The organism is Jeotgalibacillus proteolyticus, from assembly GCF_050107735.1.
Lineage (GTDB): Bacteria > Bacillota > Bacilli > Bacillales > Jeotgalibacillaceae > Jeotgalibacillus > Jeotgalibacillus proteolyticus_A.
Genome location: NZ_JBNILO010000005.1, coordinates 39,771 through 66,588, shown reverse-complemented (window position 1 = coordinate 66,588; position 26,818 = coordinate 39,771). Strand labels below are relative to the sequence as shown.

General features: G+C 43.0%; 29 protein-coding genes and 1 pseudogene. 19 read left to right on the top strand and 11 right to left on the bottom strand.

Annotated features, from left to right (window positions below; all coding sequences use genetic code 11):
* Positions 1-5: 5 nt before the first annotated feature.
* A complete protein-coding gene (locus ACQCT8_RS09410) occupies positions 6-1,844 on the bottom strand; it encodes a DNA ligase D (protein WP_426870448.1) in 1,839 nt (612 codons plus the stop codon).
* Positions 1,845-1,953: 109 nt separating this feature from the next.
* Between ACQCT8_RS09410 and ACQCT8_RS09405 the strand changes: the two genes are divergently transcribed.
* Positions 1,954-2,793, top strand: a complete 840-nt coding sequence (locus ACQCT8_RS09405) for a Ku protein (RefSeq protein WP_426870446.1) — start codon at positions 1,954-1,956, stop codon at positions 2,791-2,793.
* 80 nt (positions 2,794-2,873) lie between these two features.
* Here the strand turns inward: ACQCT8_RS09405 and ACQCT8_RS09400 are convergent, their stop codons facing one another.
* Positions 2,874-3,302, bottom strand: a complete 429-nt coding sequence (locus tag ACQCT8_RS09400; RefSeq protein ID WP_426870444.1) for a VOC family protein — start codon at positions 3,300-3,302, stop codon at positions 2,874-2,876.
* A 176-nt stretch (positions 3,303-3,478) separates the two neighbouring features.
* On the opposite strand from ACQCT8_RS09400, the gene ACQCT8_RS09395 reads away from it, so the two are divergent.
* The 4 genes and pseudogenes from ACQCT8_RS09395 (at position 3,479) to iadA (ending at position 8,380) form a co-directional block, all read left to right on the top strand.
* A complete protein-coding gene (locus ACQCT8_RS09395; protein WP_426870442.1) occupies positions 3,479-4,270 on the top strand; it encodes a DUF4362 domain-containing protein in 792 nt (263 codons plus the stop codon).
* Between the two features lie 94 nt (positions 4,271-4,364).
* On the top strand, positions 4,365-5,411 hold the full coding sequence (locus ACQCT8_RS09390) for a bifunctional transcriptional activator/DNA repair enzyme AdaA (RefSeq protein ID WP_426870440.1): 1,047 nt from the start codon (positions 4,365-4,367) through the stop codon (positions 5,409-5,411).
* Between the two features lie 126 nt (positions 5,412-5,537).
* Positions 5,538-7,087, top strand: a pseudogene (yfcC, locus tag ACQCT8_RS09385) (putative basic amino acid antiporter YfcC).
* A 123-nt stretch (positions 7,088-7,210) separates the two neighbouring features.
* Positions 7,211-8,380: a beta-aspartyl-peptidase gene (gene iadA / locus ACQCT8_RS09380; protein WP_426870438.1), complete on the top strand. Its 1,170-nt coding sequence runs from the start codon at positions 7,211-7,213 to the stop codon at positions 8,378-8,380.
* Between the two features lie 54 nt (positions 8,381-8,434).
* On the opposite strand, the gene ACQCT8_RS09375 is transcribed toward iadA, so the two are convergent.
* The 3 genes from ACQCT8_RS09375 to ACQCT8_RS09365 form a co-directional block, all read right to left on the bottom strand.
* On the bottom strand, positions 8,435-8,569 hold the full coding sequence (locus tag ACQCT8_RS09375) for a YvrJ family protein (RefSeq protein WP_278240696.1): 135 nt from the start codon (positions 8,567-8,569) through the stop codon (positions 8,435-8,437).
* An 81-nt stretch (positions 8,570-8,650) separates the two neighbouring features.
* The gene (locus tag ACQCT8_RS09370) at positions 8,651-8,869 is read right to left on the bottom strand and encodes a DUF2922 domain-containing protein (RefSeq protein ID WP_426870436.1); all 219 of its coding nucleotides are present in this window, start codon (positions 8,867-8,869) and stop codon (positions 8,651-8,653) included.
* 30 nt (positions 8,870-8,899) lie between these two features.
* Positions 8,900-9,121, bottom strand: coding sequence for a DUF1659 domain-containing protein (locus tag ACQCT8_RS09365; protein WP_426870434.1), 222 nt, complete (start codon positions 9,119-9,121; stop codon positions 8,900-8,902).
* 247 nt (positions 9,122-9,368) lie between these two features.
* Here ACQCT8_RS09365 and ACQCT8_RS09360 point away from each other — a divergent pair, with 247 nt between their 5' ends.
* Positions 9,369-12,446: a cell wall-binding repeat-containing protein gene (locus ACQCT8_RS09360; RefSeq protein WP_426870432.1), complete on the top strand. Its 3,078-nt coding sequence runs from the start codon at positions 9,369-9,371 to the stop codon at positions 12,444-12,446.
* A gap of 70 nt (positions 12,447-12,516) precedes the next feature.
* Here ACQCT8_RS09360 and ACQCT8_RS09355 read toward each other — a convergent pair whose 3' ends face one another.
* The gene (locus tag ACQCT8_RS09355; RefSeq protein WP_426870430.1) at positions 12,517-13,014 is read right to left on the bottom strand and encodes a DUF3231 family protein; all 498 of its coding nucleotides are present in this window, start codon (positions 13,012-13,014) and stop codon (positions 12,517-12,519) included.
* 544 nt (positions 13,015-13,558) lie between these two features.
* Between ACQCT8_RS09355 and ACQCT8_RS09350 the strand changes: the two genes are divergently transcribed.
* A complete protein-coding gene (locus tag ACQCT8_RS09350) occupies positions 13,559-13,723 on the top strand; it encodes a hypothetical protein (RefSeq protein WP_426870428.1) in 165 nt (54 codons plus the stop codon).
* 53 nt (positions 13,724-13,776) lie between these two features.
* On the opposite strand, the gene ACQCT8_RS09345 is transcribed toward ACQCT8_RS09350, so the two are convergent.
* Positions 13,777-14,193 (bottom strand): universal stress protein, encoded by a 417-nt coding sequence (locus tag ACQCT8_RS09345; protein WP_426870426.1) that lies wholly within the window; start codon positions 14,191-14,193, stop codon positions 13,777-13,779.
* Between the two features lie 23 nt (positions 14,194-14,216).
* On the bottom strand, positions 14,217-15,674 hold the full coding sequence (locus ACQCT8_RS09340; RefSeq protein ID WP_426870424.1) for a SulP family inorganic anion transporter: 1,458 nt from the start codon (positions 15,672-15,674) through the stop codon (positions 14,217-14,219).
* A gap of 484 nt (positions 15,675-16,158) precedes the next feature.
* On the opposite strand from ACQCT8_RS09340, the gene ACQCT8_RS09335 reads away from it, so the two are divergent.
* The 6 genes from ACQCT8_RS09335 to ACQCT8_RS09310 all read left to right on the top strand — a co-directional run bounded on the left by ACQCT8_RS09335 (position 16,159) and on the right by ACQCT8_RS09310 (position 19,985).
* A complete protein-coding gene (locus ACQCT8_RS09335; protein WP_426870422.1) occupies positions 16,159-17,697 on the top strand; it encodes a methyl-accepting chemotaxis protein in 1,539 nt (512 codons plus the stop codon).
* A gap of 236 nt (positions 17,698-17,933) precedes the next feature.
* Positions 17,934-18,371, top strand: coding sequence for a YwqH-like family protein (locus tag ACQCT8_RS09330; protein ID WP_426870420.1), 438 nt, complete (start codon positions 17,934-17,936; stop codon positions 18,369-18,371).
* Positions 18,362-18,628 (top strand): YwqI/YxiC family protein, encoded by a 267-nt coding sequence (locus ACQCT8_RS09325; RefSeq protein ID WP_426870418.1) that lies wholly within the window; start codon positions 18,362-18,364, stop codon positions 18,626-18,628. Before ACQCT8_RS09330 ends, ACQCT8_RS09325 begins: the two co-directional genes overlap by 10 nt.
* 267 nt (positions 18,629-18,895) lie before the next feature.
* A complete protein-coding gene (locus ACQCT8_RS09320) occupies positions 18,896-19,120 on the top strand; it encodes a spore coat associated protein CotJA (RefSeq protein WP_278240683.1) in 225 nt (74 codons plus the stop codon).
* A 15-nt stretch (positions 19,121-19,135) separates the two neighbouring features.
* Positions 19,136-19,399 (top strand): spore coat protein CotJB, encoded by a 264-nt coding sequence (locus ACQCT8_RS09315; protein WP_426870416.1) that lies wholly within the window; start codon positions 19,136-19,138, stop codon positions 19,397-19,399.
* Between the two features lie 16 nt (positions 19,400-19,415).
* Entirely contained in the window at positions 19,416-19,985 is a 570-nt protein-coding gene (locus ACQCT8_RS09310) for a manganese catalase family protein (RefSeq protein ID WP_278240681.1), read from the top strand.
* Positions 19,986-20,053: 68 nt separating this feature from the next.
* Here the strand turns inward: ACQCT8_RS09310 and crcB are convergent, their stop codons facing one another.
* The 3 genes from crcB to ACQCT8_RS09295 all read right to left on the bottom strand — a co-directional run bounded on the left by crcB (position 20,054) and on the right by ACQCT8_RS09295 (position 22,070).
* The gene (crcB, locus tag ACQCT8_RS09305) at positions 20,054-20,434 is read right to left on the bottom strand and encodes a fluoride efflux transporter CrcB (RefSeq protein ID WP_426870413.1); all 381 of its coding nucleotides are present in this window, start codon (positions 20,432-20,434) and stop codon (positions 20,054-20,056) included.
* Entirely contained in the window at positions 20,431-20,817 is a 387-nt protein-coding gene (locus ACQCT8_RS09300) for a FluC/FEX family fluoride channel (RefSeq protein WP_426870411.1), read from the bottom strand. Before ACQCT8_RS09300 ends, crcB begins: the two co-directional genes overlap by 4 nt.
* A gap of 128 nt (positions 20,818-20,945) precedes the next feature.
* Complete coding sequence (locus ACQCT8_RS09295; RefSeq protein WP_426870409.1) at positions 20,946-22,070, bottom strand: NADH-dependent flavin oxidoreductase; 1,125 nt, start codon at positions 22,068-22,070, stop codon at positions 20,946-20,948.
* 236 nt (positions 22,071-22,306) lie between these two features.
* Between ACQCT8_RS09295 and ACQCT8_RS09290 the strand changes: the two genes are divergently transcribed.
* From ACQCT8_RS09290 to ACQCT8_RS09265, 6 genes are all read left to right on the top strand, one after another.
* A complete protein-coding gene (locus ACQCT8_RS09290; RefSeq protein WP_408606141.1) occupies positions 22,307-22,390 on the top strand; it encodes a putative holin-like toxin in 84 nt (27 codons plus the stop codon).
* Between the two features lie 237 nt (positions 22,391-22,627).
* A complete protein-coding gene (locus ACQCT8_RS09285) occupies positions 22,628-22,852 on the top strand; it encodes a hypothetical protein (protein ID WP_278240677.1) in 225 nt (74 codons plus the stop codon).
* A 420-nt stretch (positions 22,853-23,272) separates the two neighbouring features.
* Entirely contained in the window at positions 23,273-23,542 is a 270-nt protein-coding gene (gene rpsN / locus ACQCT8_RS09280) for a 30S ribosomal protein S14 (RefSeq protein ID WP_426870407.1), read from the top strand.
* Between the two features lie 48 nt (positions 23,543-23,590).
* Positions 23,591-23,947, top strand: a complete 357-nt coding sequence (locus ACQCT8_RS09275; RefSeq protein WP_426870406.1) for a hypothetical protein — start codon at positions 23,591-23,593, stop codon at positions 23,945-23,947.
* Complete coding sequence (locus ACQCT8_RS09270; protein WP_426870404.1) at positions 23,937-25,145, top strand: FAD-dependent oxidoreductase; 1,209 nt, start codon at positions 23,937-23,939, stop codon at positions 25,143-25,145. Before ACQCT8_RS09275 ends, ACQCT8_RS09270 begins: the two co-directional genes overlap by 11 nt.
* Before the next feature lie 168 nt (positions 25,146-25,313).
* Positions 25,314-26,813 (top strand): spore germination protein, encoded by a 1,500-nt coding sequence (locus ACQCT8_RS09265; RefSeq protein WP_426870402.1) that lies wholly within the window; start codon positions 25,314-25,316, stop codon positions 26,811-26,813.
* Positions 26,814-26,818: the final 5 nt, after the last annotated feature.

The window sequence follows — 26,818 nt, the reverse complement described above, 5'->3', positions numbered from 1 at the left end:
TAAAGTCATTTTTTTGTTAATTCTCTTAGCTGAGCAAGAATGGATCGAAAAGGCACTTCATTTACATAATCCTGCATGTCACGGAAGGGGTCACCCACTTTTTTTAAACGCTCAAGGACAGCCGGAAGCGGAAATTGCTCCGGCCTCAGTTTTAGCGTGACTTCATCCCAGTAAAGCGGGGCAGCAATAAGCCCTTGAGGATTTCCTCTTGGTGAGTAGGGGGCAATAATGGTTTTGCCCTCATCGTGCTGGAGATAATCCAGATAAAGTTTATTGCCGCGGTTTTTTTTCAGCCGTTCGATCGTAAACCACTCCGGCTCCTGTTCGAGTAAAAATTGACAAACAAATGAGGTGAACTGTCTTGTTTCCTGATAGGTAAATGTATCCTTAGGCAGAGGAAGATAAATCTGCAAACCTTTTCCCCCTGACGTTTTTACATAGGAAACCATTTCAAATGAATCAAAGATCGCTTTCATTCGAACAGCCGCTTCAACGGCTAAGGAAAATTCATTGACTGAAGGAGGATCAAGGTCAAAAACAATTTCTGATGGTTTGTTTGAATGAATGGTTCCAAAAGGGATATGAAATTCCAAGGCAAGCTGATTGCCAAGCCACAGAAGAGTGTCCAGGTCGTTGCACAAAATATAGTCAATATCTTCTTCTTTTTTCGTTTTCACAAAATCCGGTGCATAATCAGGGCAGTTTTTTTGATAAAACCGTTCATCCCCCGCTCCATGCGGATAGCGAATGACCGTTAAAAGTCTGTCCTCTAATAGAGGAAGGAGCACAGACGATGCAAGCTGAAGGTAAAGAAGATAATCATCCTTTGTAAGGCCTAAGTCCAGCCACACCGGTTTTTCGGGATGAGTCACTGTAACTCGTTCAGGGATGGGCAGCAGCTGGCGGTGAATGGATTCCCACGTGCAGTCATCCGGCTCTATTTCAAAATTAAATGAATGAAAGCGGGGTTCTCTGACATGCTTCCCGTCAAAATCGATGCAGTCAATATTAACGCAAATGGAGGGGGGGAGCGTAAAGATGGTGGTCGACTGTTTATGTCCCCGGGACTTGAAAAGCTCCTGCAAGGTTGTTTCGTGTTCTGGTTCCAGGCCGTGGCGAAAATGAACAATCTCAAGCAGATCTTCATTTTTCATCACTGCACCGGTAAAATAACCATTATTTTTGTCCCACTGCGTGAGAAAGACGGTTATCGTTCGCCAGTTTTTTTCTTTTAGCCAATCCGTACTGCGTTTTCCGCTTTCCCATTTACTTGTTTTACGTTTAGCTATAATCCCCTCTCCATAGTGTTTCACAACAAGCTTTTTCACCGTTTCATAATGACTGAAGGTTTCTACACATTGAATCTTTTCCTTTTGGTTTACCTGCACCGTTACTGGAAGAAACAGCTCGGAAAAAAGAGTGTGCATCCTTTCTTTTCGTTTTTCAAACGGTGAGGAAGAAAGGGACTTTCCGCTGATGCCAATAAGGTCAAACGCAGCAAATAGACACGGAAAGGCACGGGCATGCTTTTGGATCGCAGATGCCGTTTTCATCCGTCCGCGCGTTTGAACGACTGAAAATTCACTTTTAAAGGAATTGACCAGATGGACTATTTCACCGTCAAGCAAGAGGGGTAGAAAAGGTTTTACGGCTTCATACCTCTCCTCGCAGAATGTAATCACTTCAGGAAACCTGTCACTCAGCTCCTTTTCATTGCGGCTGAAAAGTCTTGGTGTCTTCTCCTCCCACGTCAGCAGGCAGCGAAAGCCGTCATATTTGCATTCATACAGCCAGTCAGAACCCTTTTGAACCTTCGAAGCAGAGGTAACGAGCATCGGTTTCACAGTTACACCGCCTTGTCGTTTTTAAGTAGGTTTTGATGAAGATCAAAACTTCATACATAATATGGCCTAAAAACCTCCATAGTAAGAAAAAAACAAGCAGGTGAAAAACATGCATACCGTTTGGAAAGGAAGCATTTCATTTGGACTGGTCAATATTCCGGTTAAACTTCACACCGCTACTGAAAACAAAGATATTAAACTAAGACAGCTCCACAAAGAGTGCCATACACCGATCAATTATCAAAAGGTCTGCTCCGGCTGTGACCAGGAAGTGAAAAATGAAGATATTGTCAAAGCGTACGAGTACGCGAAAAATAAATTTGTCGTGCTGGATGAAGAAGATCTGGAACAGCTGAAAAAAGAAAATGAAGACAAAGCAGTTGAAATCATCGACTTTGTAAAATTGGAAGAAATCGATCCCATTTATTTTGAGAAAAGCTATTTTATGGCGCCCGATACTGGAGGAGGAAAAGCGTATTCCCTTTTGAAAAAAGCATTGGAGGAGTCAGGCAAAATCGGCGTAGCCAAGATAATCATCCGCTCGAAAGAACAGCTTGCTGTAGTAAGGGTCTACATTGAAACCCTCATCATGGAAACCATCCATTTTCCGGACGAGGTCCGCAGCTCAAAGGACGTACCAAATGTACCGGAAGACGCAAAAATCGTCCAAAAAGAACTCGATACGGCTTTACTGCTGATCGACCAGCTCACCACGGAATTTGATCCTGATAAGTATACAGACGACTACAGGACTGCCTTAATGGAGCTGATCGAACAAAAGAAAACAGGCAAAAAAACCGTCACAGCAATTGAGCGCAAGCAGCCAACCACCTCAGCCAACGTAACGGAACTCATGGCTGCGCTTCAGGCATCTGTAGACAAAACCAAAAAGAAAAAACCTGCCCCTAAAAAACGAGCAGCACCTTCAAAAGCGAAGAAAAATGCTTAACACTTAAAAAGGGGTCTGACCCCATCAGTGCGGTGACGCATCGATGGGGTCAGACCCCTTTTATGGTTTAAAGCACTACCTCATCCGCGCTGTTGTTTTTCTTTAATTTGATCAGAGTGAAATGGAGAGTTTTCTTCTTCGCTTACGACGCTAAACGGATTGCCGTCAGGATCAAAAAATTCAAAGCCTTTCATTCCGCCGAAGTCTTCTATTTCAGTAGTAGTGACCCCATTTGCTATAAGGTCACGGTGCACGGTTTCAATGTCCTCTACAACAAAATTAAAGTAGACGTTTTTTTTCTTTCCTCTTATCGTAAATTCCATGGGCTGCGGTTTTTCTACCTTAACGAGTCCGAGTTGTGTCGGACTATTTGGGAAGTACATTCCAAGTCCTTTGTCATCACCAAATTCCCACTCATCGATCACCGACACTCCTAAATTCTTCTGGTACCATTTTTTAGATTGGTCAAGGTTGGTCACTGGTATGAAAATACTGCCTACTCTGAACATCTGTCTCACTCCTTATTAAATTTCTCTTATCTAACGTTTATATTAGAGTAAAAGTTATATACCATAAATAAAAATTAATGAGGATGCCTCCCAGGAGATCAGGGGATAGACTCGTGGCGCAATGTTTTATGTAACGTTCTATCACCGTTCCCGTCTTATGGATAAGGGGGTGTAGGATGAAATTCCAAACGTTTCTTTTCACGTTAATCGTTTTGATGCTATCTGCATGTTCGTCAGAAAATGAGAGGGAGCGGCCTGGCGATGCCGACATCAACAAGGAGAAGGATGTAATTGAAACCCATGGATCTATTGAAAATATCGACCTGCTCAGCAGGTTCACAGAACATGTACAGGCGGGTGAAAAGAGCTCAATCAAACTTATCCAATATACCACAGAGGGAGATCCAATCATTTCTCAGCTTGAATACAGTCAGAAATTGAACTATACCCTTGATACGACCTATGACTCCTTTGGCAGCGGAAACGTCTACGAACACGAGTGTGACTCCATTAAGATGAACGAGACCGGTGCAGAGACGACTTATTATCTGATGGACTGTTCCGGTGAAGGTGATATAGAATTACTGACGGTATCTTATAACACAGAAGAGCAGGATTATTTTGCCGTTTCACTTGACAGTCCACACTATAAATTGAATTCGGCAAGGAAAGAATGGATAGAAAAGCTGGAGGATACCGAAAAAGGAACGAGTGACTTTCAGCTTTCAACTGAGCATTTAAATGAAATTTACAAAGAGCTTGTGTTTGCCAATTACTTAGAAGAAAAGACGTTGTCGACTTCCTGTGATCCCAATGATGATCAAACATACAAGCTCGAAGTATCGATCAATAGCGGAGAAAGAGTGTTTGAATGGGCTTCATGTGATAATGAGGAAGACAGTAAAGAAATGACTTCTGTGGCTGAGCGGATCATTGATATAGGAAAATCGGCCGCACAGCCGGAATAATTTTAAAAATCAATGCCTGATTTTTGGCGATGTCCGTTTGTAAGATACGGTAAAGTAAAAAGAAAACCGTTTTTTGCGAAAGCGAGGGAATTCCATGGAGGCTTTGGAAAGAAAAATCGAGTTTTATCAGGCATTGATCCAAAAAAATAGTGAGTATGAGGGTATTTTTTATGTCGGGGTTAAAACAACCGGCGTTTTTTGCCGCCCAACCTGTCCTGCGAGAAAGCCTAAATTTGAAAACTGTGAATTTTATCTTACTGCAAAAGATGCGCTGCTCGCCTCTTTTCGTCCCTGTAAAAGATGCCGTCCGCTGTCGCATCCCAATCAAGTGTCTGAAGTGGTCACAAGACTTGTTGAAGCAGTAGAAAAAAGTCCTGAAAAACGATGGAAAAGTTATCATTTCAAAGAAATGTCGATTGATGAATCTACCGCAAGACGTCAATTTAAAAAACGCTTTGGAATGACGTTTGTGGAGTATGCCAGGTCAAGAAGAATAGGGATTGCGGTGAAGCAGATACGTTCAGGGGATGCCGTGATAGAAGCACAGCTTGCTGCAGGCTACGAATCGGGCAGTGGCTTTCGGGATGCCTTCTCAAGAATTATGGGAGCTCCTCCTGCTTTGGCAGAAGAAACTAAAATCCTGAAAGCTTCCTGGATCGACACAAAGCTGGGTTCCATGATCGCCATTGCCGATGAAGAAGCTTTATGGCTGCTTGAATTTGTGGACAGACGGGGACTTGAACGGGAAGTGGAAAAGCTAAGAACCAAAACAAAATCAGCGGTTATTCCCGGCAGTAACGAGATCCTGCAGTCTATCGAAAAAGAGCTTCAAGCTTATTATGGTGGGAAGCTTACGGAGTTTAAAACTCCTGTCCACTTACTGGGATCAGATTTTCAAAAAAGGGTATGGGGAAAACTGTGTGAGATTCCATATGGAGAGACTCAATCTTATTTTGATATTGCTGCGGCTTTGGAAAAACCGACGGCCTTTCGAGCAGTAGCCCTCGCAAACGGAGCAAACCAACTGGCTATTATCATTCCTTGCCACCGCGTCATCCGGCTCAACGGGGAACTTGGCGGTTATGGAGGCGGTATTTCCCGTAAGCAATGGATGCTGGAATTTGAAAAAAAGAACAAATAAGAAATGGGGTCTGACCCCTTTCGTGCGTTTCAAATGTAAAGCAGAGAAGGGGCCTGGCCCCTTCTCTGCTTTATTGCGTTACCTCATCACCTTGAGAAAACAAAAGGGGTATGGGAAGATAGATCGGTGATTGTATTCAATATTCAAAAAAAGGGAGGAAGGAATGTGAAAAAGGATAAGAAGGAAAAAGTCGCATGGAAGGTGCCGCATACGTTTGTGATTGTATTTGGGGTTGTGGTTCTTGCCGCACTGCTCACTTATTTAGTGCCGGTCGGGCAGTTTGAGACAGAAGAGGTCACCTATAGCCAGGGGGGAGAGGAATCTTCACGGACAGTGCTGATTCCGGATAGCTTTTCAATTGTCACCGATAATGAAGGTAATCAGGTTCGTGAAGGCACGAAGCTGTTTGAAGCTGGAGGAGAGGCCGGGTTTTTAAACTACGTGTTTGAAGGTCTCGTTTCAGGAGATAAATGGGGATCAGCCGTGGGGGTTGTGGCTTTTATCTTGATTATTGGTGGAGCGTTTGGGATTATCCTGCGCACAAAAGCAATTGAACAGGGAATATTAAGTGTGATTGATAAAACAAAAGGAAAAGAGATTCTGATTGTTCCGATTATGTTTTTCTTGTTTTCGCTTGGCGGAGCCGTGTTTGGCATGGGTGAGGAAGCAATTGCTTTTGCTATTATTCTTGTTCCATTAATGGTCGCCCTTGGGTATGACGCGATAACAGGGGTCATGATTACATATGTAGCGACTCAGGTAGGGTTTGCCACTTCGTGGATGAATCCATTTAGTGTCGCGATTGCTCAGGGAGTATCTGATGTTCCGGTGCTGTCTGGTGCACCTTTTCGAATTGCCATGTGGGCTGTATTTACCATAATCGAATCATCTTCACATGGCGTTATGCTGCAAGAATTAAAAAGGATCCTAAAAAATCTCTTTCGTATGATACGGATTCGTACTTTAGGAAACAATCAGAATTACAGGACCTCGACGCGAAATTCACACTTGGCCACAGCCTGGTGATCCTGACATTAATACTAGGAATTGGCTGGATTATTTGGGGCGTCATTGAGAATGCGTATTATATTCCGGAAATTGCGTCGCAGTTTTTCACCATTGGTTTAGTGTCCGGTTTGATTGCTGTTGTGTTTAAACTGAATAATATGAAGGTTGATGACATTGCTGAAGGATTTGTAGAGGGAGCGAAGGATTTGCTGCCGGCCGCTTTAATTGTTGGAATGGCCAAAGGGATAGTCATTATTCTTGGAGGCGACAGCCCGGATTCACCTTCTGTCCTAAACACTATGCTTTTTGGTGCTGGACAAGTGATTGGGGATTTCCCTGAAACGCTGTCAGCATGGTTTATGTATGCTTTCCAGTCCGTCTTTAATTTCTTTGTAGTATCCGGCTCGGGACAAGCAGCATTAACTATGCCTTTAATGGCGCCTCTGGCGGATATTGCAGGAGTTTCACGTCAAGTAGCTGTGCTTGCTTTTCAACTGGGCGATGGGTTGACGAATATTATTGTGCCGACTTCTGCCGCTTTACTTGGAACGCTTGGAGCAGCGAGGCTTGATTGGGGCACATGGGCCCGTTTTATTTGGAAATTCATGCTGCTGTTGATTGCGTTGGCTTCACTATTTATTGTGATAGCTACGTTGATTAACTTTTAGTGAATTAAAGTGGTAAAGGGGTCTGGCCCCTTCTTTAATGGAACGCTTTACTTTGATCAAGGGGCCAGACCCCTTTAGTGTGATAAAGAAACTCAGGTTGTAAATAGAAAGGAGGCTGCTGAAATGTTGAAGTTGATTCGAAATGGCGATGTGTATGCGCCGCATCCGCTTGGCAGGAAGGATTTGCTGCTGGTGGATGGAAAGATTGGGTTTATTGGTGATAAGATCGAGCGGCCGGAAGGTTTTGTAGAGATTGAGGAGATAGATGCTGAAGGAAAAATAGTCGTGCCCGGCTTTATTGATTCGCATGTTCATATTATGGGCGGCGGGGAAGGCAGCTATAAAACAAGAACGCCTGAACTGCAGCTTACAGATGCTACGCTCGGCGGAGTGACCACTCTTGTGGGTGTGATTGGAACGGACGGCACAACTCGTACGATGGCAAGTTTGGTGGCCAAAGCCAGAGGGCTTGAAGAAGAAGGCATCACCTGCTATGCGCACACAGGGTCCTATCAAGTGCCGGTTAAAACGCTGACAGGTACGATTGAGGATGATTTGATTTTAATTGACCGGATTATTGGTGCCGGTGAAATTGCGATTGCAGATCACCGGTCTTCACAGCCTACGGTGGAAGAGCTTGCGAAAATTGCTTCAGCTGCCCGGATTGGGGGAATGCTTTCCGGAAAAGCGGGTATTGTCAATGTGCATGTGGGAGACAGCTTCGATCATTTGGATGTGATTGAAAAAGTTGTGGAGACGACCGATATTCCGATCAAACAGTTTTATCCTACTCATATAAACCGGAATCCTCACTTATTTGAAGCAGGTATTGCTTATGCGAAAAAAGGAGGATACGTGGACTTTACGACGAGCTCAATCCCTAAGTTTTTTGAAGAAGGCGAAGTAAAGTGCAGCATGGCGCTGAAAAGGATGCTTGAGCAAGGTGTGGATGGGTCTTTGATTACGTTTACTTCTGACGGACAGGCAAGTCTTCCGGACTTTAATGATCAGGGAGAATTTTTAGGTCTTCAGCTTGGCAAAGTAACCACGCTTTATCCTGAAGTGCGGGATGCTATTTTAGAAGAAGGTGTAGCCATAGAAGATGCTGTACGCGTGATTACTGAAAATCCTGCAGCAATTCTTAAGCTTTCTCAAAAAGGGCAGATCAAAGAAGGAAAAGCTGCGGATCTTGTGCTGCTCGACAAAGACACACTTGAGATTGATACCGTCATTTCTCTTGGACAAGTTATGGTTAAAAACGGAGAAGCGGTTGTGAAAGGAACATTTGAATAGCGTTTGTAAAAGGAAAGAGGAGCTATCCCATTTACAGGATAAGCTCCTCTTTTTTTATCCTGCTCGTTCGGTGAGGCCGTGTATGGACTGAATCACTGCTTCGAGTTTAGCTTCAATCCGGTGCAGTAAATAAAGGGTTACCACAATCGGAAATCCTACTTCACTAATTAGCTTAATCCACTCATCCATTTTGGTTCACTCCTTTCTAGGGTCTACTTATAAAAAAAGCAGTCAGCTGTTCGCTGACCGCTTTTAAAAAATCGATAATGCCTATGCCATCTCCACGTCTTCAACGTCTCTGGCTACAACGCGTGCGCCGATAATAGAGACAAGTCCGCCTGTTGGGGTGACGAATGCGTCTTCAGCAATGATGCTTTCCATTACTGATTTGACAGCAGCCGGATCGATGGGCTCGATGGGAGAATCAATTGACAGCGTGGATGTTGCTCCTCCAGCTGTTTGAAATTGAAGTTCCAGTGATTTACTCATGTTTTCGCCTCCTTTCTTTCTAATTAGCTATTAAAACGGATGGATTCCGGATGTTTCCACTCGCTCTGTGTCCAAAAGTGAGTAGCTGCACAGAGAAGAAAGTGCCTGAGCGGTGTTGTGAAGCTGGTCAGGTGTTGCTGTGAAGCGGATACGGCTAAGTGTTTTTCGTTTTAAAACGGGTGATCCGTTTGGCTTTAAACCGTCCTCGAAAACCAAACGAAGCTTTACATCACTGACGTTGCTAACTGCCATAGTCAATCACCTCCTTTCACCTCCTATATCGTAGCGGCGGACAAAAAAGGACACCGTAGCGAAAACAGATTGAAAACCATCCTGGCTACATAGAAAATGTGGATAGCATAGAGCCAAAAGTCCTGCTTTTTAGTGTTTGAAAAATAAAGAGAAAATGAGAATGAAAACGCATTAGAAGAGATTGCCAGTTTCTCTTAAACTATGCTTTAATAGAAATGTAAATATTATGAATTTATGGGGGGTGTAAATGAACAGGAAATTGGTCAGCGGTTTTTTGTCTGGTTTTTTAATCCTTTCACTTTTTTTCAGTCAGTTAAGCTTGATGGAGGTCAATGCGGAAGTGATGGTGCCTAATGAGGAAGAAACATTAACGCTGGGTGAGCCGGTGGAGGCTGGTTTTGAAGAAGGAGAAATCGTTCATTGGTATACGATTGACCCGTCGGAAATGGACATTGAGGAGTTTACTCATTTTCGTGTAAAACTTCAATCAGAGCAAGAGTTAAACATTACGGTGTACTCAAGTATTGAAAACGCCGTAGATAACAGGGCATTTGACCGCTATATGAACTATTCCTACATGGATGAACCGGCAATTATTGACTTTCCTATTGCCTGGACAGGCCCCTACTACATAAAAGTAGAATCATATGGAACCGAATATTATGAAGACGAAAACGGAGAACTCATTGAAATTTCAGGCGGTCCTTATACGATCGGCTACGATGGAATTACACTTGCTCCATCAGATGACATAATTGGTGAGGAATGCACGGTCGAACTGGCTGTGGATCAAAGAGAAGAAGGAAAAGGAATATTATCCGATTTGCGCACAATCCGTGAAGAGGTCCTCTCCCAAACAGATAAAGGAAAAGATTTGTCTGCCGTTTACTATAAAGCTGCCCCATTTATCAGTACAAAAATGGTGCTGAGCAAAACAGTAAGAGATGACGTTTTCAACAACCTGGTGCAGTTAAAACCATTATTTAAAGACATAGCTGCAAATGGAAGTGCAAGCACCTATAAAATTACAAAAGAGGATCAGGCTTCAATCAACGGCCTTTATTCCACTGCGCTGGATTCCGTTCCTGAGTTTTTAAAAGAAGAAATTCAGAAAGCAGGTACGGGGATTGGCGTTTCTAATTTGACGAATCAAACCGTTTCTTCCATTTTATCAAAAGGCGGCTACTCAACTGCTAAACCAGATGACAATCGTCTTATTGTAAAACTGAAAGACGGGAAGAAAATCAGCAGCATTCAATCTAAAACAAAATCCTATGGTGTTCAATCGATTGAACCGCTGGCAGCGGACGAGTCCGTTTTTCCAAATATGTTCGTGCTTGAAGTAGAAGCGTCTTCCTCTTTTCAGGCTTCTGCTCAATCGATGAAATCCACTGCTGCAAAATTGGACAAGCTTCCTGAAGTAGATTTTGTGGAGCCGGTTCAGCAGTATCAGGCTTTTACAGCGGATGCACTTTACGCCTACCAGTGGTCGCTTGAAAATGACGGAGCTGTTCAGGGTGTAGCAGATGCAGATATCAACTATACGGAGCTTCGGGATTTACTTGAAGGCAAAGAGCTTACAAATACAGTAATTGCGGTTCTTGATACAGGAGTAGATCATACACTTGCTGATCTGAGTGACAGCGTTCAAACGGAATCAGGCTACAATTTCGTTGGCAGAAATAGGGATGCAATGGATGACTACGGACATGGAACTCATGTCGCGGGAATTATTGCTGCAGCGACTGATAATCATTATTCAATGGCTGGAATTAATCCATATGCAGATATCATGCCAGTGAAGGTTCTTGACGCTTCTGGAGGAGGCGACACAGAACAAATTGCATACGGTATTAAATATGCGGTTGATCAAGGCGCACAAGTACTGAATATGAGCCTTGGCGGACCTTACAGCCGGGTCATCGAATATGCATTAAAATATGCTAACGACCGCAACGTAACCATTGTGGCTGCAAGTGGAAATGAAGCATACGAAGAAGTTTCTTATCCGGCCTCATCTAAATATGCCATTGCTGTCGGATCAACGAACAGAATGGATATCGTGGCGGATTATTCAAACTATGGAGAAGGTCTTGATTTGGTAGCACCGGGATCCGAGGTACCAAGTTTAATGCCGGATGGCAATGTTGTTTACCAAAGCGGTACATCGATGGCAACTCCGCATGTGGCTGCTGTCGCAGGGCTGTTGCTTTCTCATAATCCCGAATTGCTTCCTGGTGATATTGAATCCATTCTCACAAGAAGTGCTCAGGATATTGCCTTTGAAGAAAGTGATAATCCATACCAGCCTTTTGATCCGGAGGACCCGTACTACTCTTCGGAACCAGTGGCAGGATATGATCTTGTATCAGGGTGGGGAAGATTAGATGCTTATAACGCGATCAACTTTGCTGATGAGTACGACGGAGAAGATGAGCTGTTTGAAAGAATTAGCGGAAAAGACCGATACGAAACATCTGTTAAGGTCTCTGCTGAGGGATGGAAAAGCTCTGAACATGTGATCATTGCTGCAGGAGGAGATTATCCGGATGCACTGAGCGCAACACCACTGGCTTACAAACATCAAGCACCGCTTTTATTAACAAAAGCAAAATCTTTGCCTGATAGCGTGAAGGATGAAATTGTTCGACTAAACGCAAGATCTGCGACGATCGTAGGGGGCGGATATGTGGTTTCACCGAATGTGGAGAAAGAATTGAAAAGTTTGGGGATAAAAAACGTCAAGCGAATTAGTGGCAAGGATCGGTATGAGACATCAGTAAATGTCGCTAAAGAGCTTGGTCTGACTGAGCTGGCTGTAGTTGTTAACGGAAACAGCTACGCTGATGCATTATCCATTGCACCTATTGCTTCATGGATTGGTATGCCAATTCTGCTAACGAAATCTGATTCCATCCCGCCTGCCTTGCAGGAATACAAAAAGACCATTGAAAATCAAACATTTATTATCGGTGGAAAATCAATTGTTAGCGATAAGGTTGCTAAATCGTTTCCGAGTGCTAAGAGATTAAGCGGAGCCAACCGTTACGAAACGAATAGCGAGATTATTAATTATTTTCACAATTTAGATAGCGTAAATATGTCAACAGTCTTTATTGCAACCGGTCAAAACTTCCCGGATGCCTTGGCGGGGTCAGCTTTTGCCGGAATAAATGGCAATCCAATAATTTTGACCAACCCTATGAGCCCTAAGCAGACCACGATTGATACAGTTTCAGGCTATGCGCATGAAACTGGAAAGTATTATGTAATAGGGGGAGAGTCTGTTCTTCCTGCTTCGACCTTTGAGGCGCTTTTTGAATAAATAAGAGAGAAAGAAGTCCTGGTGAAAATCAGGACTTCTTTTTATACATAAAAGGCATGCTAATAGAACATTAATCTTGATGAAGCGGCGGAGGAACGAGCCAGCCTTTGTCTTTGCTAAGATTTAAAAATTTCGCTCCAAGTCTTGCTTTTTCCATGTGAAATTGACCAAAAAGCAGGGCAATGTCCTCGCGTACGGATTGGCCAATAATTTGACTGCAGCTGACTAGAGAAGCAGCAATGGCAGCCTGAACACCCGCGCACACTTCCATATCCTGAAAACGGGCGCCTGCAGGAATTTCTTCAAGCTTTGCTACCGGGCGTGCAGGGGGTGTAGGGGGAAGTCCGATCCCATTTTCACGGAGGATCGTTTCAATTTGATCAATTTCATTTTCGCTGACTTTAATTGCCTCATCGATTAATCGTTGCAGTTCATGATCCCCAACATGATTCATCATTACCTGATGTGAGGCTACGCCTCCTTTTGCCACTGTTAAATAGGACCAGGCACCGAATACCTCTCCGTAATGCATTGGTTCTGTTTTAGGGTTCCCGCTTAAAATTCCCATTTACATTCCTCCTTTATTTTCTCACCAAGCCTGAACGAAACAGTCTCAGTGAACCTTGTTAGCCTGCCCGTTGAATTCTAAAATATGAAGAAGATGCAGAAAAAAATGTGGTTTTTTGTGGAAAAGAGGAAAGAGGGGGAGACTGGCAAAGAGTGTCTTCAATAGGTTAAATCAAGTGAAGTATGCATTCTAAATCAGGCTCTTAATGATTATCAATTGAGTGTTAAACTGAATAAACTAATCATAAAGGGCTAACAATATACATTGACTTAGATTGAAGAAAGGAGCAGCCTGAAAAAACTTATTAACCTATTTTGTTAAGTACAGGTTGATAGAAGATGATATAATAAAGATGAGTGTTATCGTCGAATTCACACGATTATTCAAACTAATCGTCATATTTTGAGATAAAATATGGCTGTTTTCATAGATTAAAAATAGAAAAATTTGTGAAGCCTTGTAAAGCATAGGCATCGCAGCAGGTCACCGTGTTTACTATATGTCCCTATTTCATGAGAATCAACAATTAAACGGAGGAAGTAAAATGAAAAAAGGAGATATTATACTCTATAACGGAGAAGAATATACCATCCTTTCAGTTGACAGTAAAAATTTTTGTTCGTTAAAGCGTAAAACTCACCCCTCAACAGTAGAGCTTGTCCACTTAAAAGACATCCGCAACTGCCAGGTTATGAGTAATATAAACTGAGATTAAATGCAAAAAAGCAGATTCTATCCATAGGATGAATCTGCTTTTTTGCATTACTTCACAACCATAACTGGAGCATCAATATACTTTACAAGCTTATGGCTTACACTTCCAAGCAGCATTGTCTGAAGTTTGTTTCGGCCTCTGCTGCCTACTAAAACCAGATCATACTCCCGGCTGTTGGCAAACGAGATAAGCGTTTCGGCAGGGGATCCGTGCAGAATTTCAATTGAAACATGAATACCTTCCTGTCTTGCCTTTTCGGCATTTTTTTCAAGCATTCTTTCCCGTTTGTAGCGGGCTGTATCGCTATCGCCAAAGTGGAGGATGTCTGATTTTGATTGATCTCCATCTACTGCATAAACAAGATCAATACACGCATCATTATGGGAGGCACACATCGATATGGCTTTCTCAAGTGCCCGCTCTGCATGCGCTGAGCCGTCAACTGCTACCATTAGTTTCTTCATCTTTACCCTCCTTGCAAAATGACTTAATGACCATTGTTTGACAAGCCGCCTATTTTGTTCATCAGGTCCTTGCTTTCGATATTTAACCCTTTAAAGTAGACCTTGGTGTTATTTTGTTTGAATTTCATTTCGATCTTATCAATAGCCCCGGCTGCAGAATCGTCCCATAAATGAGCAGCGGTAAAGTCAAGTTCAACTTCATCCACTTCCTCAGAGAATTTAAACTCCTCCAGGAATTCAGTAACGGAGGCAAAGAAAATCTGTCCGCGTATATAATAGATTCTTTTGGTGCCATCGTTCACAAGCAGTGACATTACTTTTACTTTAGAAATTTTTGCAGCAAAGAATAATGCACTTAAAACAACGCCGGCTAAAACGCCTTGAGATAAATCGTGCGTATACACTACAACCGCTACGGTAACGACCATAACGACCACGTCGGTTTTTGGCACAATATGCATGGTTTTTAAGGATGTCCAGTCAAATGTACTGATGGAAACCATAATCATAACACCCGCTAAAGCGGCCATAGGGATTTGCACCACAACTCCCCCAAGAATGACAATTAAAAACATTAAGAAAACACCAGCTACAAGAGTGGAGAGTCTTCCTCTTCCGCCAGATTTTACGTTAATAATGGATTGCCCAATCATTGCACAGCCGGCCATTCCTCCAAAAAATCCTGTCACGACATTGGCGATTCCTTGTCCGCGAGTCTCCATGTTTTTATCACTTTCTGTATCCGTCGCATCATCCACAATGGAAGCAGTTAAAAGTGATTCAAGCAGACCCACAACCGTTAAGGCAATGGCATAAGGGAAAATGATCTGCAGCGTTTCAAAAGTCAGCGGAATATCAGGGATTAAAAACATTGGAAGAGTTTGAGTTAAAGCCCCCATGTCTCCAACCGTACGGACTCCTATATTCATAAAAATAACAATGACTGTTACCACAACAATCGCAACTAAAGTAGAAGGAACTGCCTTTGTGAGGAGTGGCAGCAAATAAATTATAGCCAGAGTTAACGCCACTAATGCATACATAATCCAGGATTCTCCAACAAAATGTTCAATTTGAGCCATGAAAATCAGAATGGCTAAAGCATTTACGAATCCGATCATCACCGATCTTGGGATAAATTTCATATATTTTGCTAATTTAAACACGCCTGCCAGAATCTGCAGAAGACCGGTCAGGACAGTCGCTGCGAATAAATATTGAAGGCCGTGCTCAGCAACCAGGGTCACCATTAAGAGAGCCATCGCTCCTGTAGCGGCTGAAATCATTCCGGGACGTCCGCCGACAAATGAAATTACAACGGCAATGCAGAAGGATGCATAAAGTCCCACCATGGGATCCACTCCTGCAATAATAGAGAAGGCAATCGCTTCGGGAATCAGTGCCAGTGCGACTACGATTCCTGCAAGAATATCTCCTCGTACATTTCCAAACCACTCTTCTTTTGTAAAAACGCCTCTCATCTTTTTACCTCTTTCTGTTTATAGTTGGTTGACTTTTGAGTCTCACAAAAGTCAGTAAGAGTAAATGAATGCATAATAAAAAAACACTGCCTGTGCAGCTGCATGAAAAATAATCCTCATCTGCAAATTCAATTGTCAGAATAAGGTTTTCTGTTTTAAACTTTATTGTTACCGTGGCGTTCGTGAACATAAGGTCCAAGTACTCTTTTTAAATAAATGGATTTTGATTAAAGATCACATCCATATAGTTAATTAAGTATTGGGTAACCTGGTTCGTTGAGGTAACTTTTTTCAATCTAAAAACAACTTTTCTCTCTAAGAAAAGTCAGCCGTTATGAACGAAATAAGTATACCATGATACACGAAGATTTCAAGGGTTGGACGCTAATTAAAAACAGCATATTAAAATTGGAAAAGAAAGCACATTCAGTGGATAATAGGTAATTAGTATTGGCATATAAGAAGAGAAGGTGATGAATTAATTATGATAAAGGGAAATAAATTAATGGTTCTTTTTGCTTATTTAACGGTAGTATTAGCCGGGTTGGTCTGGTTTCTTCATACACAGGTAGGATTTGGACAGGCAACGGCTCTATTATTGCGTAATGATGTCATGAGTGCTGGAGATAGAGGGGTTTATTATGTATTGGCGGCTTTAACATTAGGACTTCTTGTGGCTGCTACCGTCTGTTATAAAAAAAGTCCGGAAAGCAGCTGGTTTAAACTTTTGATTACACTAACGCTTACGCATGGATCTATGTTGATTATAGCTTCAGGCAATGGGTGGGTGGAGTATCACTTTTCCATTTTCATGGTGATTGCATTGATTGCTTATTTTGGTTCGATTCTTATGATTGCGATCAGTACAGTGGTTTTTGCTGTTCACCATTTAGGCGGGTATTTTCTATATCCGGTTTTACTGTGCGGCACAGAAAACTATTCGTTTCCACTGCTTTTGATTCACGCTGTATTTTTAATCTTAACCGCTGGGGCTAATAGTGCACTTGTCTACAGCAGACAGCAAAATGAAAGGGAATACAAAAAAGAACAGCAGCAAAATCAGCTTCGTTTCGGTGAAATTGTGTTAGAGCTTAAACAATCTTCTCAATCTTTGCAGCAAATTTCTTCAAGCATTGTAGCTGGGGCGGAGCAAACGAAAAGTGTCAGCTTTGAAGTGGCGGCTTCGGTGACAGATTGGATGAAGGATTCCCACAGCCAATTGACGACCAGCGGGAAAAGCCTAAGTGAGCTAGATCAGTTAACCAATGCGGCAGCATCTATGCAGAGCCACGCAGATCATCTCTCAGCTCAAATGGAGGGTGCTGGAATTCTTACGTTAGAAGGTCAATCCGCTATAACCCAAACATCTAACCAACTGAAGAAAGTAACTTCTATTTCAGTAAAAATAAAAGAAGAGATGAATGAATTGAAGCAGCAAATGCGAGACATTAATTCGTTTGTAGGTTCCATCCGTGAAATTTCCAATCAGACAAATTTACTGGCGCTTAATGCCTCTATTGAAGCCGCACGTGCAGGTGAAGCCGGAAAAGGATTTGCTGTGGTAGCAGAAGAAGTGCGAAAGCTCGCAAGTCAATCTGAATCAGCTAGCAGACAGATTACAGAAGTTGTAAAGGCGATTGAATTGAAGAATGTGCAGATGGGTGAGCTTATTGAGGAGGAATTACTAGAAGTTCATGACAGTGAAAAGCAAATGGAGATGACGTCCTGCACCTTCGCTCAGATTCATCAGTCAATTGTGGCTGTGGATGAAAAAGTCAGTGAGCTGGCTGGTATTACTCAGACGATTCATCAGCAGGAAAAAATGATAAGGGAAACACTTCAATTATCCAATCAATATACTGCTGACGGGGCAGCCTATGCGAAAGAAATTTCAGCCACATCAGAAAAACAGCTTGCTGCAGCAGAAGAATTTACTTCTATGTCAGAGCATCTTGAGCAACTGACGAACGATCTGGGTGCGCTTACTGAAAGAATTCGATCTTTTGAACATGTAAAGTATTAATGTATAAATAAACTCTAATATGATACAAAAGGTGGAATCCACAGTTTTTCAAATGGAGGTTCATAAGTTGTGAGAAGAAGCTTATCGTGGGGTAATATAGAACTATGCTGAAGAATCGGGTCCTATTTCTTATTTTTTCCAATGAGGCAACATGACGGTTGCCTGTCTATCATTTTCACCTTTACAATATAGGAAAATAGTAGAAAATGTGCGGAATTATTCAAGGAGGGTATGGCATGGATTTAGCGGGAGAATTAAATAATTTGACGAGCAGTATCACATCCCAGCGTTCAAACATCGCTGGGGATATTCAACGGCTGGAAACGGCGTTGAGCGATATTAAACGAGAGCAGGAGACAGGATTTGAAGAAAAGAAAACACTGACAGAACCTGAACTGGGTGCTTCATGGAAAGGGACCCGTGCAGATTCGTTCGACGAAGACCGTGAAGCGGCGAGTGAAAAGTTAGATCAAATCCTTCATTATGATTACGCCATGTATATCAGTTCAATAGAATCCAAAATCAGTACACTGCAAAATCAAATTGCTGCCTTGACCGCTTTGGATATCGTTTCAAACGAAGCTGAAGATCTCATCAAAAAAGGGGAAGATGCAATTGACAGCGCAATCAGTAAACTGGGTGAGATCAGGAAGGGGCTTGCGTCATGGTTGTAATTAAACTGCATCATCATACCGTTACCCAGGCACTGCTTGATGTGGAGAGGGCATTAGCGGACGTGACATTGACTGCACCTCCTGTTTCCTCACTGGGGGACAATCAGCTTGCTTTTACCAAAGCATGGGAAGAACGAGAACAAGGGATTCAAGAACTTTTGGATGCTTATCAGCAAATTGTGCAAAAAACAATAGAAGATACAAAAGCGAATGTGGATCTTTTGAAGAAGCAGGATGAATCGATTGTACGAAATTAAACAGGGTGAGGATTTCCACAATAACATACCACTTTAACAGGCAAATCTTAAGGATAGGTTTTATTAAATATCTGCCGCTTAGAACTGATACCTAATCAGTTCTAAGCGGTTTTTTTATGTGGACTCGAGTGTTTTTTAATGAAGTAAAGCAGTAAAGGGGCCTGACCCCTTTACTGCTTTACTCTTCTAACGGCAGCCATTTTAACGACTATTTTTTTGGGTGGTGAATATACTCGGGGGGTAAGGTGCTATATGGGAGGTGAGAAAATGACACACGGACATGTTCCGTTTAGGCGTTCGTATGCACCGTTTCGAGGTCCTTTTGATCCGTGTCCCCCTATTGGAGTCAAGTATTACGTAACTCCTCCGAATTTATTTATCGGTTTTCAGCCTCCAAATTTTAAACAGTTTTCAGCCATTGAGGCTCTTAGGAAGGGAACGCTTTGGGTTCCGTTCTATGATTATTATGAGAATCCCTATAAGAAAAAATAAAGGAGGTCAACTCCTATGGTGCAGCCTTTGAGTCCGGAATATTATAAGCAGCTGGAGGAAATTCAAGCAGTGGATTTTGTGATTTTCGAGCTGGTTCTTTACCTTGATACACATCCCAATGACGCTCAAGCGATTGAGCAGTACAACCATTTTGCCGCTCACAGCTTGAAATTAAAGACGGATTTTGAAGCAAAACATGGACCTTTGCGATTCGGCATGCCGATGAGGACTGATAAGAGGTGGGAATGGAGTGAGGCTCCCTGGCCTTGGCAAGTATAAAAAATGAGGTGGGCACATGTGGACATATGAAAAAAAGCTGATGTATCCTGTTAAGGTGAGTACATGCAATCCGACGCTTGCCAAGTATCTTATGGAACAATATGGCGGGGCGGATGGGGAGCTGGCGGCTGCTTTGCGGTACCTAAATCAGCGGTACACGATCCCTGATAAAGTCATCGGGTTATTAACGGACATCGGAACAGAAGAATTTGCTCATTTGGAAATGATTGCTACCATGATTTACAAACTGACAAAGGACGCTACGCCGCAGCAGCTGAGAGAAGCGGGATTGGCAGAGCATTATGTCAGCCATGACAGTGCCTTGTTTTATAATAATGCTGCCGGGGTTCCGTTCACTGCTTCCTATATTCAGGCGAAAGGAGACCCGATCGCTGATTTGTATGAGGACATTGCCGCAGAAGAGAAAGCAAGGGCAACTTATCAATGGATTATTGACCAGTCAGATGATCCGGATTTAAATGATGGACTGCGGTTTTTACGTGAGAGGGAAATTGTTCATTCTCAGCGCTTTAGAGAAGCGGTTGCCATGATTTCAGAAGATAGGGATCAAAAGAAGGTGTTTTAACAAAAGAGTTCACCCTAAAAAAGGTATCCGGAGTCCGATAAGCGGAACTGCGAATACCTTCTTTCCCGTTACGAGCTGCCTATCCATAACCCGAGCATAAACATCAAGACGCTTCCGGCTATTGTAAGGCTTATATACACGAGCGCCTTAGTATAGGTAAAATCACGCAGTAATTGAACAGCTTCAACACTGAAAGTAGAGAAGGTCGTGAACGCTCCAAAGAAGCCGATGCCGATCAACAGATAGATGGGGTCCTGAATGGGCTGGGCTGGAATCGACCCATAAAACATGCCTGAAAAAAGGCCTAATCCAAACGAGCCAAGCAGATTTACGCTCAGCATAGCAGTTGGGATAATGGGGGAGGGGAATTTATTTTGCAGCATGATTCCCATTAAATAGCGGCAGACTGCTCCCAATGCTCCGCCGACGCTCACGAGTAAAAGATTCATAGGCGCTGTCCCCATTTCTCACCTAAAAGCACACCGGCATAAGCTAAAATTATTCCCCCAAAAAGTGATATGGCTACGTAAATGCCTGAGTGAAATGGAGAATGAATAGAATACATAAATAAGGTATCTGAAGCCAAAGTGGACATCGTCGTAAACCCGCCGCAAAATCCTGTACCCAGACCGAGCTTGATCCATTCTTTTGTTTGGCGGTGGATCAGAAATCCAGTTAGCAGTCCAAGCAGGAAACTGCCAGAAAGATTTTCAAGAACGGTGGCGACGGGCAAGCCATTCCACAAGGGGAGAGTTTGGGCGTTCAGCAGATACCGGGATAAGGTCCCGAGTGCCCCGCCTGCTGCTATAGCAAGTATGTTTTTGACTATCACGTTTTCACACCCTCCAGCTTCCTCTTTAGAAATCAGTTTATCATAAAGCAGCAGGAGGAAGGGCGGGCTATTTGTTCCATGCAAAAAGCCTGAGACGAATCTGCCTCAGGCTTTTTGTATTTGAATGTTTATTCCGTTTTTGAATGTTCGCGCACAGGGAACCAGCCAGGTGTATTGATAATGGCCTGCCAAAGAGGTTCAGGAACGACCAGTGCTTCACGGTCGTTCACGGATAAATCAGTTCTGATTTCATTTGCTCTGTTATCCGCTGCTTTTTCAACCCATTTTGGTTCCATAATAAGTTCGCGTCCAAGAGAGATAAGAGGAACGCCTCCTGCCATCGCTTTTTCCACGTCTTCCGGTGTATGAAGAGAGCCTACTCCAATCACCGGTATTTTTTCACCGACCCGGTCTTGAATTATTTGAACCCGGGAGGCTTTGTCTTCAGAATCGCGCATTGAACCTGCATGAAAGTCCTGAACCGAAACATGAAGATAATCGAGTTTTTCCTCAGCTAAACGATCCACAAATGTCAGGGTGTCCTCCATGGTGATGCCCGGATTCTCCATTTCCTCCGGTGAAATGCGGTAGCCCACGATAAAGGAAGAATCGTCTTTTGCTGCGTTTAGCACTTCTTCTACAACTGCGAGCGGGAACGTCATTCGTTTTTCAAGCGTGCCGCCCCATTGATCGTCTCTGCGGTTGGAATGGGGAGAGAAGAACTGCTGCAGCAAATACGTATTTGCCCCGTGGATTTCAACACCGTCAAATCCAGCTTTCATCGCTCGGCGTGTTGCCTCTCCAAATGCTTTAATAATGGATTCTATTTCGCTTGGCTCAAGCTCGCGCGGTGTCATCGCTCCATCACGCAATGGCGCAACGGCGCTTGCACTGACGGTTTGGTGATCAGGCAGCAGTTCGGGTGGAGCCATGCGGCCGCCGTGAAAAATTTGAAGAATGGCTTTTGCACCTTTATTTTGTATTGCCTTTGCAAGAGTAGACAGGCTGTCGATTAACTCATCACGGTCTGCACCGATTTCGCCTGGGAAACCTTTGCCGTCTGCTGTTACATTGGCACAAGCAGTGATTACCGTTCCAACGCCCTCAGATCTTTCTTCATAATAGGCAATCTCCTCCTGTGACACTTCCCCATTTTCCTTCGAAGCAAAATTCGTCATAGGAGCGAGCATTACTCTATTTTTCAACGTAATGCCATTTTGGAATGTAAAAGGTTCTAAAAACGATGCTGTCATGATTTGTAGCCTCCTTAAATAATCAATTAGTTTTGGTACAAGAAGTAGTATACGCTGAATTGATTAGTTACAAAAGGAAACTGTTTGACGAATCGTAATCCGGTCAGATGACTTACTCCGCTTTCTCGGACCAATCACCCATTTTTAACGTGCACGAATGTGATAGACTGTTTTTAACAATAGAATCGTTTCTCAAGGGTGGTCGGCACATCCCGCTGAAAAGGGGGTGATGCTGTTTGACAACGTTCGAAGGAATTATGATGATGATCGCGTTCTCAGGTCTCGTCGTTTCGATTTTGTCATTTAACAAAAAAGAATAATCCACCCTTGAGTTTGGCGGCTCAGGTGGATTATTCGTTGTCTGCTTTATGCTGCCCCCTTAGAGGGCATTCTATTGCCGGCGTTTGGTGTGTCGAGCACCAAGCGTCTTTTTTTATAAGTATATCATATTTTATAGTTGAAATGAATATGACAGCTTTCGAACAGATTCCTATGTTTAAAAAGAAGTGCACAGAGGGAAAATAAGGATAAACCACCCTATTGTACAGGAGGCAGCCATGAATAAAACAAAAACATCATTGCTTTTCTTCGTCGCCGGTGTACTCTTATGGCTGATTAAGATCACGTTCGGACTTGAAACGGCTATCTGGCTGACATTCGTACTTGGAGCTGCCGGTCTGGTATTTGCTGCAGCAGGCCGGAATTTGATACTGATCATATGCAATGCTGCACTTATGAGCAGTGTTTTTATATTAATGATCGTAGAAAATTACACAGGCTGATCGCAGCTTAGAGGCTGGGTCCTAATTAATAAAGAGTAAGCATAAGGCAGTATATTGTAGTACGAGGTGATCGAAGCGGAAAGCGTTCACCTGAAGCACAGTGAACCGGTTAAGGAACCTGGGATATTTTTGTCCCAGGTTCTTTTTATTTTGGCTATGTTAATGGTTATTGTAGATATTAGAACAATAAGAATACTTGTTCTTTAGTAAGCTGAGACTTTACAGGGCAAGGCCCTGAAAAGGTTCAAGCCGCTGTCCCTGCGGAAAGCGTTCGCCTGAAGCGCGGCGAACCGAACCGGTCAAAGTGGCTGAGACACTTTAGTCCCAGCCTTTATTTTAAAAATGATCGGTTGATAAATCGCTATGAATGTGATTTACTTAGTAAAACGTAATGATTACGATTTAAAAGGAGAGAGTTAAATGGCTAAAAAGTCTAAGGTGGCAAAAGAGAAAAAACGCCAGGAAATGGTGCTGAAATACGCAGATTTAAGAAGAGAGTTAAAAGAGAAAGGGGATTATGAGGCATTAAAGAAATTGCCTCGTGATTCATCGGCGACCCGTTTGAAAAACCGCTGTGAAGTGACGGGACGTCCCAGAGGCTATTTGCGTAAATTTAAGATGTCCAGGATTGCATTCAGGGACTATGCACACAAGGGCCAGGTGCCAGGTGTGAAAAAGGCAAGCTGGTAGAAAGTCAGTTCTTGCAGCAAAATAGGTTAACAATTGGAGGTGTTCAAGGTGAATCAGCATTTAATGGAGATACTTGCACGGCAGATTATAAGTGAACTGCCGGAAGATGAGCGGCAGTTATATGAGTATATTATTGAGATGGAAGATTCTTTAGCTGCGCAATCAAGCACTTCCGATCAGTTTATGACGCTGTTAGTGAAGCATTCGCCGCACCAGCAGGCTGCAGATCGGTTTGGCCTGTCCTTTGAAAAAACCATGATGAAAATGAAGCAAATTGAAATGAAAATTGATGATCAGCTGGATAGAAGATTGAAAAGGGTACAGTGGACAGATGTATCTGATGAAGTGCTCGGCAGCAAGAGCAATCGAAATGGCAATAGGATGATTTTTCATTTTGATATGTAAAAACTGGACAGCACGATTGAAGGGATTGGTGAAATGGGAGATGTATGATTGGGTCATTGTAGGTGGAGGAATACATGGGTGCACCATTGCGGCATCTCTTTTGAAGAACCGGAAAACCGAAATCAACCGTATAAAGATCATTGATCCGTACCCTGTGCCGCTCTATCAATGGAAAAAACGGACTGAAACTATTTCTATGCCGTATTTGCGTTCTCCCGGTGTGCATCATGTAGATGTTAATCCTTTCAGCTTAAAGGCGTATGGTAAACAGTCGTGCTCCAGGGACAAGTTTTATGGACCGTACAGCCGTCCATCTCTATCCCTTTTTAATGCACATAGTTATGCGGTTTTCGAGGAAGTGGAATTGCAGAAGGCCTGGCTGAAAGGATGCGTAGAGAAAATAAAGAAAGTAAATGCTGCCTGGGAAGTCCAGATAGATACAGGGATGCGATTAAGAAGTGAAAATCTTGTGGTGGCAACCGGAACGAACAACAAGGTTTATACGCCTGAATGGGGAAAGGAGCTTTGTGTTTCCTTTCCGAACCAGGCAGGGCATATTTTTGAAGACAAGGTGCCTCCCTTTATTCCTCCGGTGGCTGTGATTGGCGGGGGAATTTCCGCCGCTCATCTTGTGATTAAATTGGCGCAGCTTTTTCCGGGGCAGGTCACGCAGATTGCACGTCATGAAAATCGTGTGCATGATTTTGACAGCGATCCCGGCTGGCTGGGGCCTAAAAATATGCGATCATACTCGCAATTGCAGTCAGACGAAAGAAGAAAGTTGATTACAGAGGTGCGAAATAAAGGGTCTGTTCCGCGTGAACTTGCTTCCCGCCTTAAGAGGCTTCAAAAGGAAGGTGCCTTTACAATTATTTTAGATGAAGTTGATTCGTGGGAAAAGAAATCGTCATCTATTCAATTGAATCTCACACACTCAAACAAAACAGCAGAGGCAAAAACGGTACTGTTTGCTACAGGTTTTTCAAACAGTGTGATGGAAACAGACTGGCTGCAGGAGCTAATTCATGAACATGAACTTCAATGTGCAAACTGCGGTTATCCTGTTATCGATGAATCTCTTGAATGGTGTGAGCATTTATTTGTATCTGGGCCCCTTGCAGAGCTTGAATTAGGTCCGACCGCAAGAAATATTGCAGGTGCGAGAAAGGCAGCTGAACGCATTGCAGGTCAAAGATAGAAAAAGTCCGAAAGGATCGTCTTTTTCTCAAGGGAGAGAGGATGATTCTTTTGGACTTTTTTGCTCTTTTGTGTCTATCCTGCTGAAAAACTGAAAAAAACGTATACATCCTATTTCACAAGGAGATAAATAAAAGAATAAGGGTTACGAAGATAAGGATGTGAAGGTATGGGTCTATTCAAAATGTTGGGAAAGGTCCTTGATAAGAAAGTGTCTGGCCAAAAGGGAAAGACCCAGCCTCAAAAGCAATCAGCCAAACTAAGACCTGTCAGCTTAGAAGCAATCAAGCAAATGCTCCGGAATGTACAGGACGTTCAGTACAAACCGATTCGAACGCCTGAAGGTCTTGTCACACTGATTTATTATCAGTCTTTTGTGGATACGACTGTTTTACATGATATGGTGGTCAACCCTATCCTTCGTCACCAGGAAACCGTTATTCATGCAGCTGAAAAGCTTGAAAAAGATGATTTGAGCCATGTAATGAATTTAATTACGACCGGCTATACGGTGATTTATCTTCATAAGCCTAATTTATTCTATGCGCTGGAAACGTTCAGCGCTGAAAGCCGTCCGATCCAGCAGACGCAAACAGAGTCCACAGTTATCGGCCCTCAGGATTCGTTTACAGAATCGATGGAAACCAATCTGTCTCTTATTAAACGACGGATCACGAATGCTGATTTAAAAAATATCGACTATATTCTCGGCACGGAAACAAATACAAAAGTCTCTGTTTTATATATAGAACATTTAGTAAACAAGGAAGATTTGGACTGTATTACAAAGAAAATAACAGAAACGGATTACGATGGCTTTTTGGATATATCCGTACTGAAGCAGCTGATCGAGGATCATCCGCTTTCCCCGTTTCCTCAATACAATATGACGGTTCGGCCAGATATGGCGATGCAGTATTTATTGGATGGTAGAATAGTCGTGCTTATGGATAACAGCCAATCGGTTATTATTTGCCCTACATCCTTTTTTGAATTATTTGTTCCGACTGAAGATTATTATAATCGCTGGATGACCGCAACTCTTCTTCGAAGTCTGCGTTTTTTTGGCTTTTTTGTCACCATTATATTAACACCTACCTATATTTCTGCCCTCACTTATCACCCGGAGCTGCTTCCTTTCGAGCTGCTTCTTAACCTGCAGGAATCCAGGAATCGCGTACCGTTTCCGCCCGTCATTGAAGTGCTTTTCATCGAACTGGTTATTGAGATTTTAAGAGAAGCAGGATCGCGAATGCCGACTAAGATCGGTCAAACAATTGGTATCGTTGGCGGTATTGTTATTGGAACAGCTGCGGTTGAAGCAGGGCTCATCAGCAATATGCTTGTCGTGCTGGTCGCGATTTCAGCTTTATTATCCTTTTTGCCTTCAAATTTCCTTATGAGCAACACAAGCCGGTTTATTCGTTATGTTTTTATATTGTCTGCAGGAATGTTCGGACTTTACGGGCAGATGATTGCACTTGCGTGGCTGTTTATTCATTTGCTGAATTTAACCTCTCTTGGAAAACCGTATTTGGCTCCTGGGATCCCGAGAAAATGGACCGATCTTCTCGATAGTGTCATCCGGTTGCCGGTGGGGGTGTTGAGGTTCAAAAAAGGAATATCTACAGTGAAAAGAAACCGTGTCAGCCCGCTGGATGAGGAGTGAACATG

Excerpts from the sequence above, each read along its gene's own strand:
- ACQCT8_RS09405 (WP_426870446.1), top strand. The coding sequence starts at position 1,954 with ATGCATACCGTTTGGAAAGGAAGCATTTCATTTGGACTGGTCAATATT.
- ACQCT8_RS09400 (WP_426870444.1), bottom strand. The coding sequence starts at position 3,302 with ATGTTCAGAGTAGGCAGTATTTTCATACCAGTGACCAACCTTGACCAA.
- ACQCT8_RS09395 (WP_426870442.1), top strand. The coding sequence starts at position 3,479 with ATGAAATTCCAAACGTTTCTTTTCACGTTAATCGTTTTGATGCTATCT.
- ACQCT8_RS09390 (WP_426870440.1), top strand. The coding sequence starts at position 4,365 with ATGGAGGCTTTGGAAAGAAAAATCGAGTTTTATCAGGCATTGATCCAA.
- iadA (WP_426870438.1), top strand. The coding sequence starts at position 7,211 with ATGTTGAAGTTGATTCGAAATGGCGATGTGTATGCGCCGCATCCGCTT.
- ACQCT8_RS09375 (WP_278240696.1), bottom strand. The coding sequence starts at position 8,569 with ATGGATGAGTGGATTAAGCTAATTAGTGAAGTAGGATTTCCGATTGTG.
- ACQCT8_RS09370 (WP_426870436.1), bottom strand. The coding sequence starts at position 8,869 with ATGAGTAAATCACTGGAACTTCAATTTCAAACAGCTGGAGGAGCAACA.
- ACQCT8_RS09365 (WP_426870434.1), bottom strand. The coding sequence starts at position 9,121 with ATGGCAGTTAGCAACGTCAGTGATGTAAAGCTTCGTTTGGTTTTCGAG.
- ACQCT8_RS09360 (WP_426870432.1), top strand. The coding sequence starts at position 9,369 with ATGAACAGGAAATTGGTCAGCGGTTTTTTGTCTGGTTTTTTAATCCTT.
- ACQCT8_RS09355 (WP_426870430.1), bottom strand. The coding sequence starts at position 13,014 with ATGGGAATTTTAAGCGGGAACCCTAAAACAGAACCAATGCATTACGGA.
- ACQCT8_RS09350 (WP_426870428.1), top strand. The coding sequence starts at position 13,559 with ATGAAAAAAGGAGATATTATACTCTATAACGGAGAAGAATATACCATC.
- ACQCT8_RS09345 (WP_426870426.1), bottom strand. The coding sequence starts at position 14,193 with ATGAAGAAACTAATGGTAGCAGTTGACGGCTCAGCGCATGCAGAGCGG.
- ACQCT8_RS09340 (WP_426870424.1), bottom strand. The coding sequence starts at position 15,674 with ATGAGAGGCGTTTTTACAAAAGAAGAGTGGTTTGGAAATGTACGAGGA.
- ACQCT8_RS09335 (WP_426870422.1), top strand. The coding sequence starts at position 16,159 with ATGATAAAGGGAAATAAATTAATGGTTCTTTTTGCTTATTTAACGGTA.
- ACQCT8_RS09330 (WP_426870420.1), top strand. The coding sequence starts at position 17,934 with ATGGATTTAGCGGGAGAATTAAATAATTTGACGAGCAGTATCACATCC.
- ACQCT8_RS09325 (WP_426870418.1), top strand. The coding sequence starts at position 18,362 with ATGGTTGTAATTAAACTGCATCATCATACCGTTACCCAGGCACTGCTT.
- ACQCT8_RS09320 (WP_278240683.1), top strand. The coding sequence starts at position 18,896 with ATGACACACGGACATGTTCCGTTTAGGCGTTCGTATGCACCGTTTCGA.
- ACQCT8_RS09315 (WP_426870416.1), top strand. The coding sequence starts at position 19,136 with ATGGTGCAGCCTTTGAGTCCGGAATATTATAAGCAGCTGGAGGAAATT.
- ACQCT8_RS09310 (WP_278240681.1), top strand. The coding sequence starts at position 19,416 with ATGTGGACATATGAAAAAAAGCTGATGTATCCTGTTAAGGTGAGTACA.
- crcB (WP_426870413.1), bottom strand. The coding sequence starts at position 20,434 with ATGAATCTTTTACTCGTGAGCGTCGGCGGAGCATTGGGAGCAGTCTGC.
- ACQCT8_RS09295 (WP_426870409.1), bottom strand. The coding sequence starts at position 22,070 with ATGACAGCATCGTTTTTAGAACCTTTTACATTCCAAAATGGCATTACG.
- ACQCT8_RS09285 (WP_278240677.1), top strand. The coding sequence starts at position 22,628 with ATGAATAAAACAAAAACATCATTGCTTTTCTTCGTCGCCGGTGTACTC.
- rpsN (WP_426870407.1), top strand. The coding sequence starts at position 23,273 with ATGGCTAAAAAGTCTAAGGTGGCAAAAGAGAAAAAACGCCAGGAAATG.
- ACQCT8_RS09265 (WP_426870402.1), top strand. The coding sequence starts at position 25,314 with ATGGGTCTATTCAAAATGTTGGGAAAGGTCCTTGATAAGAAAGTGTCT.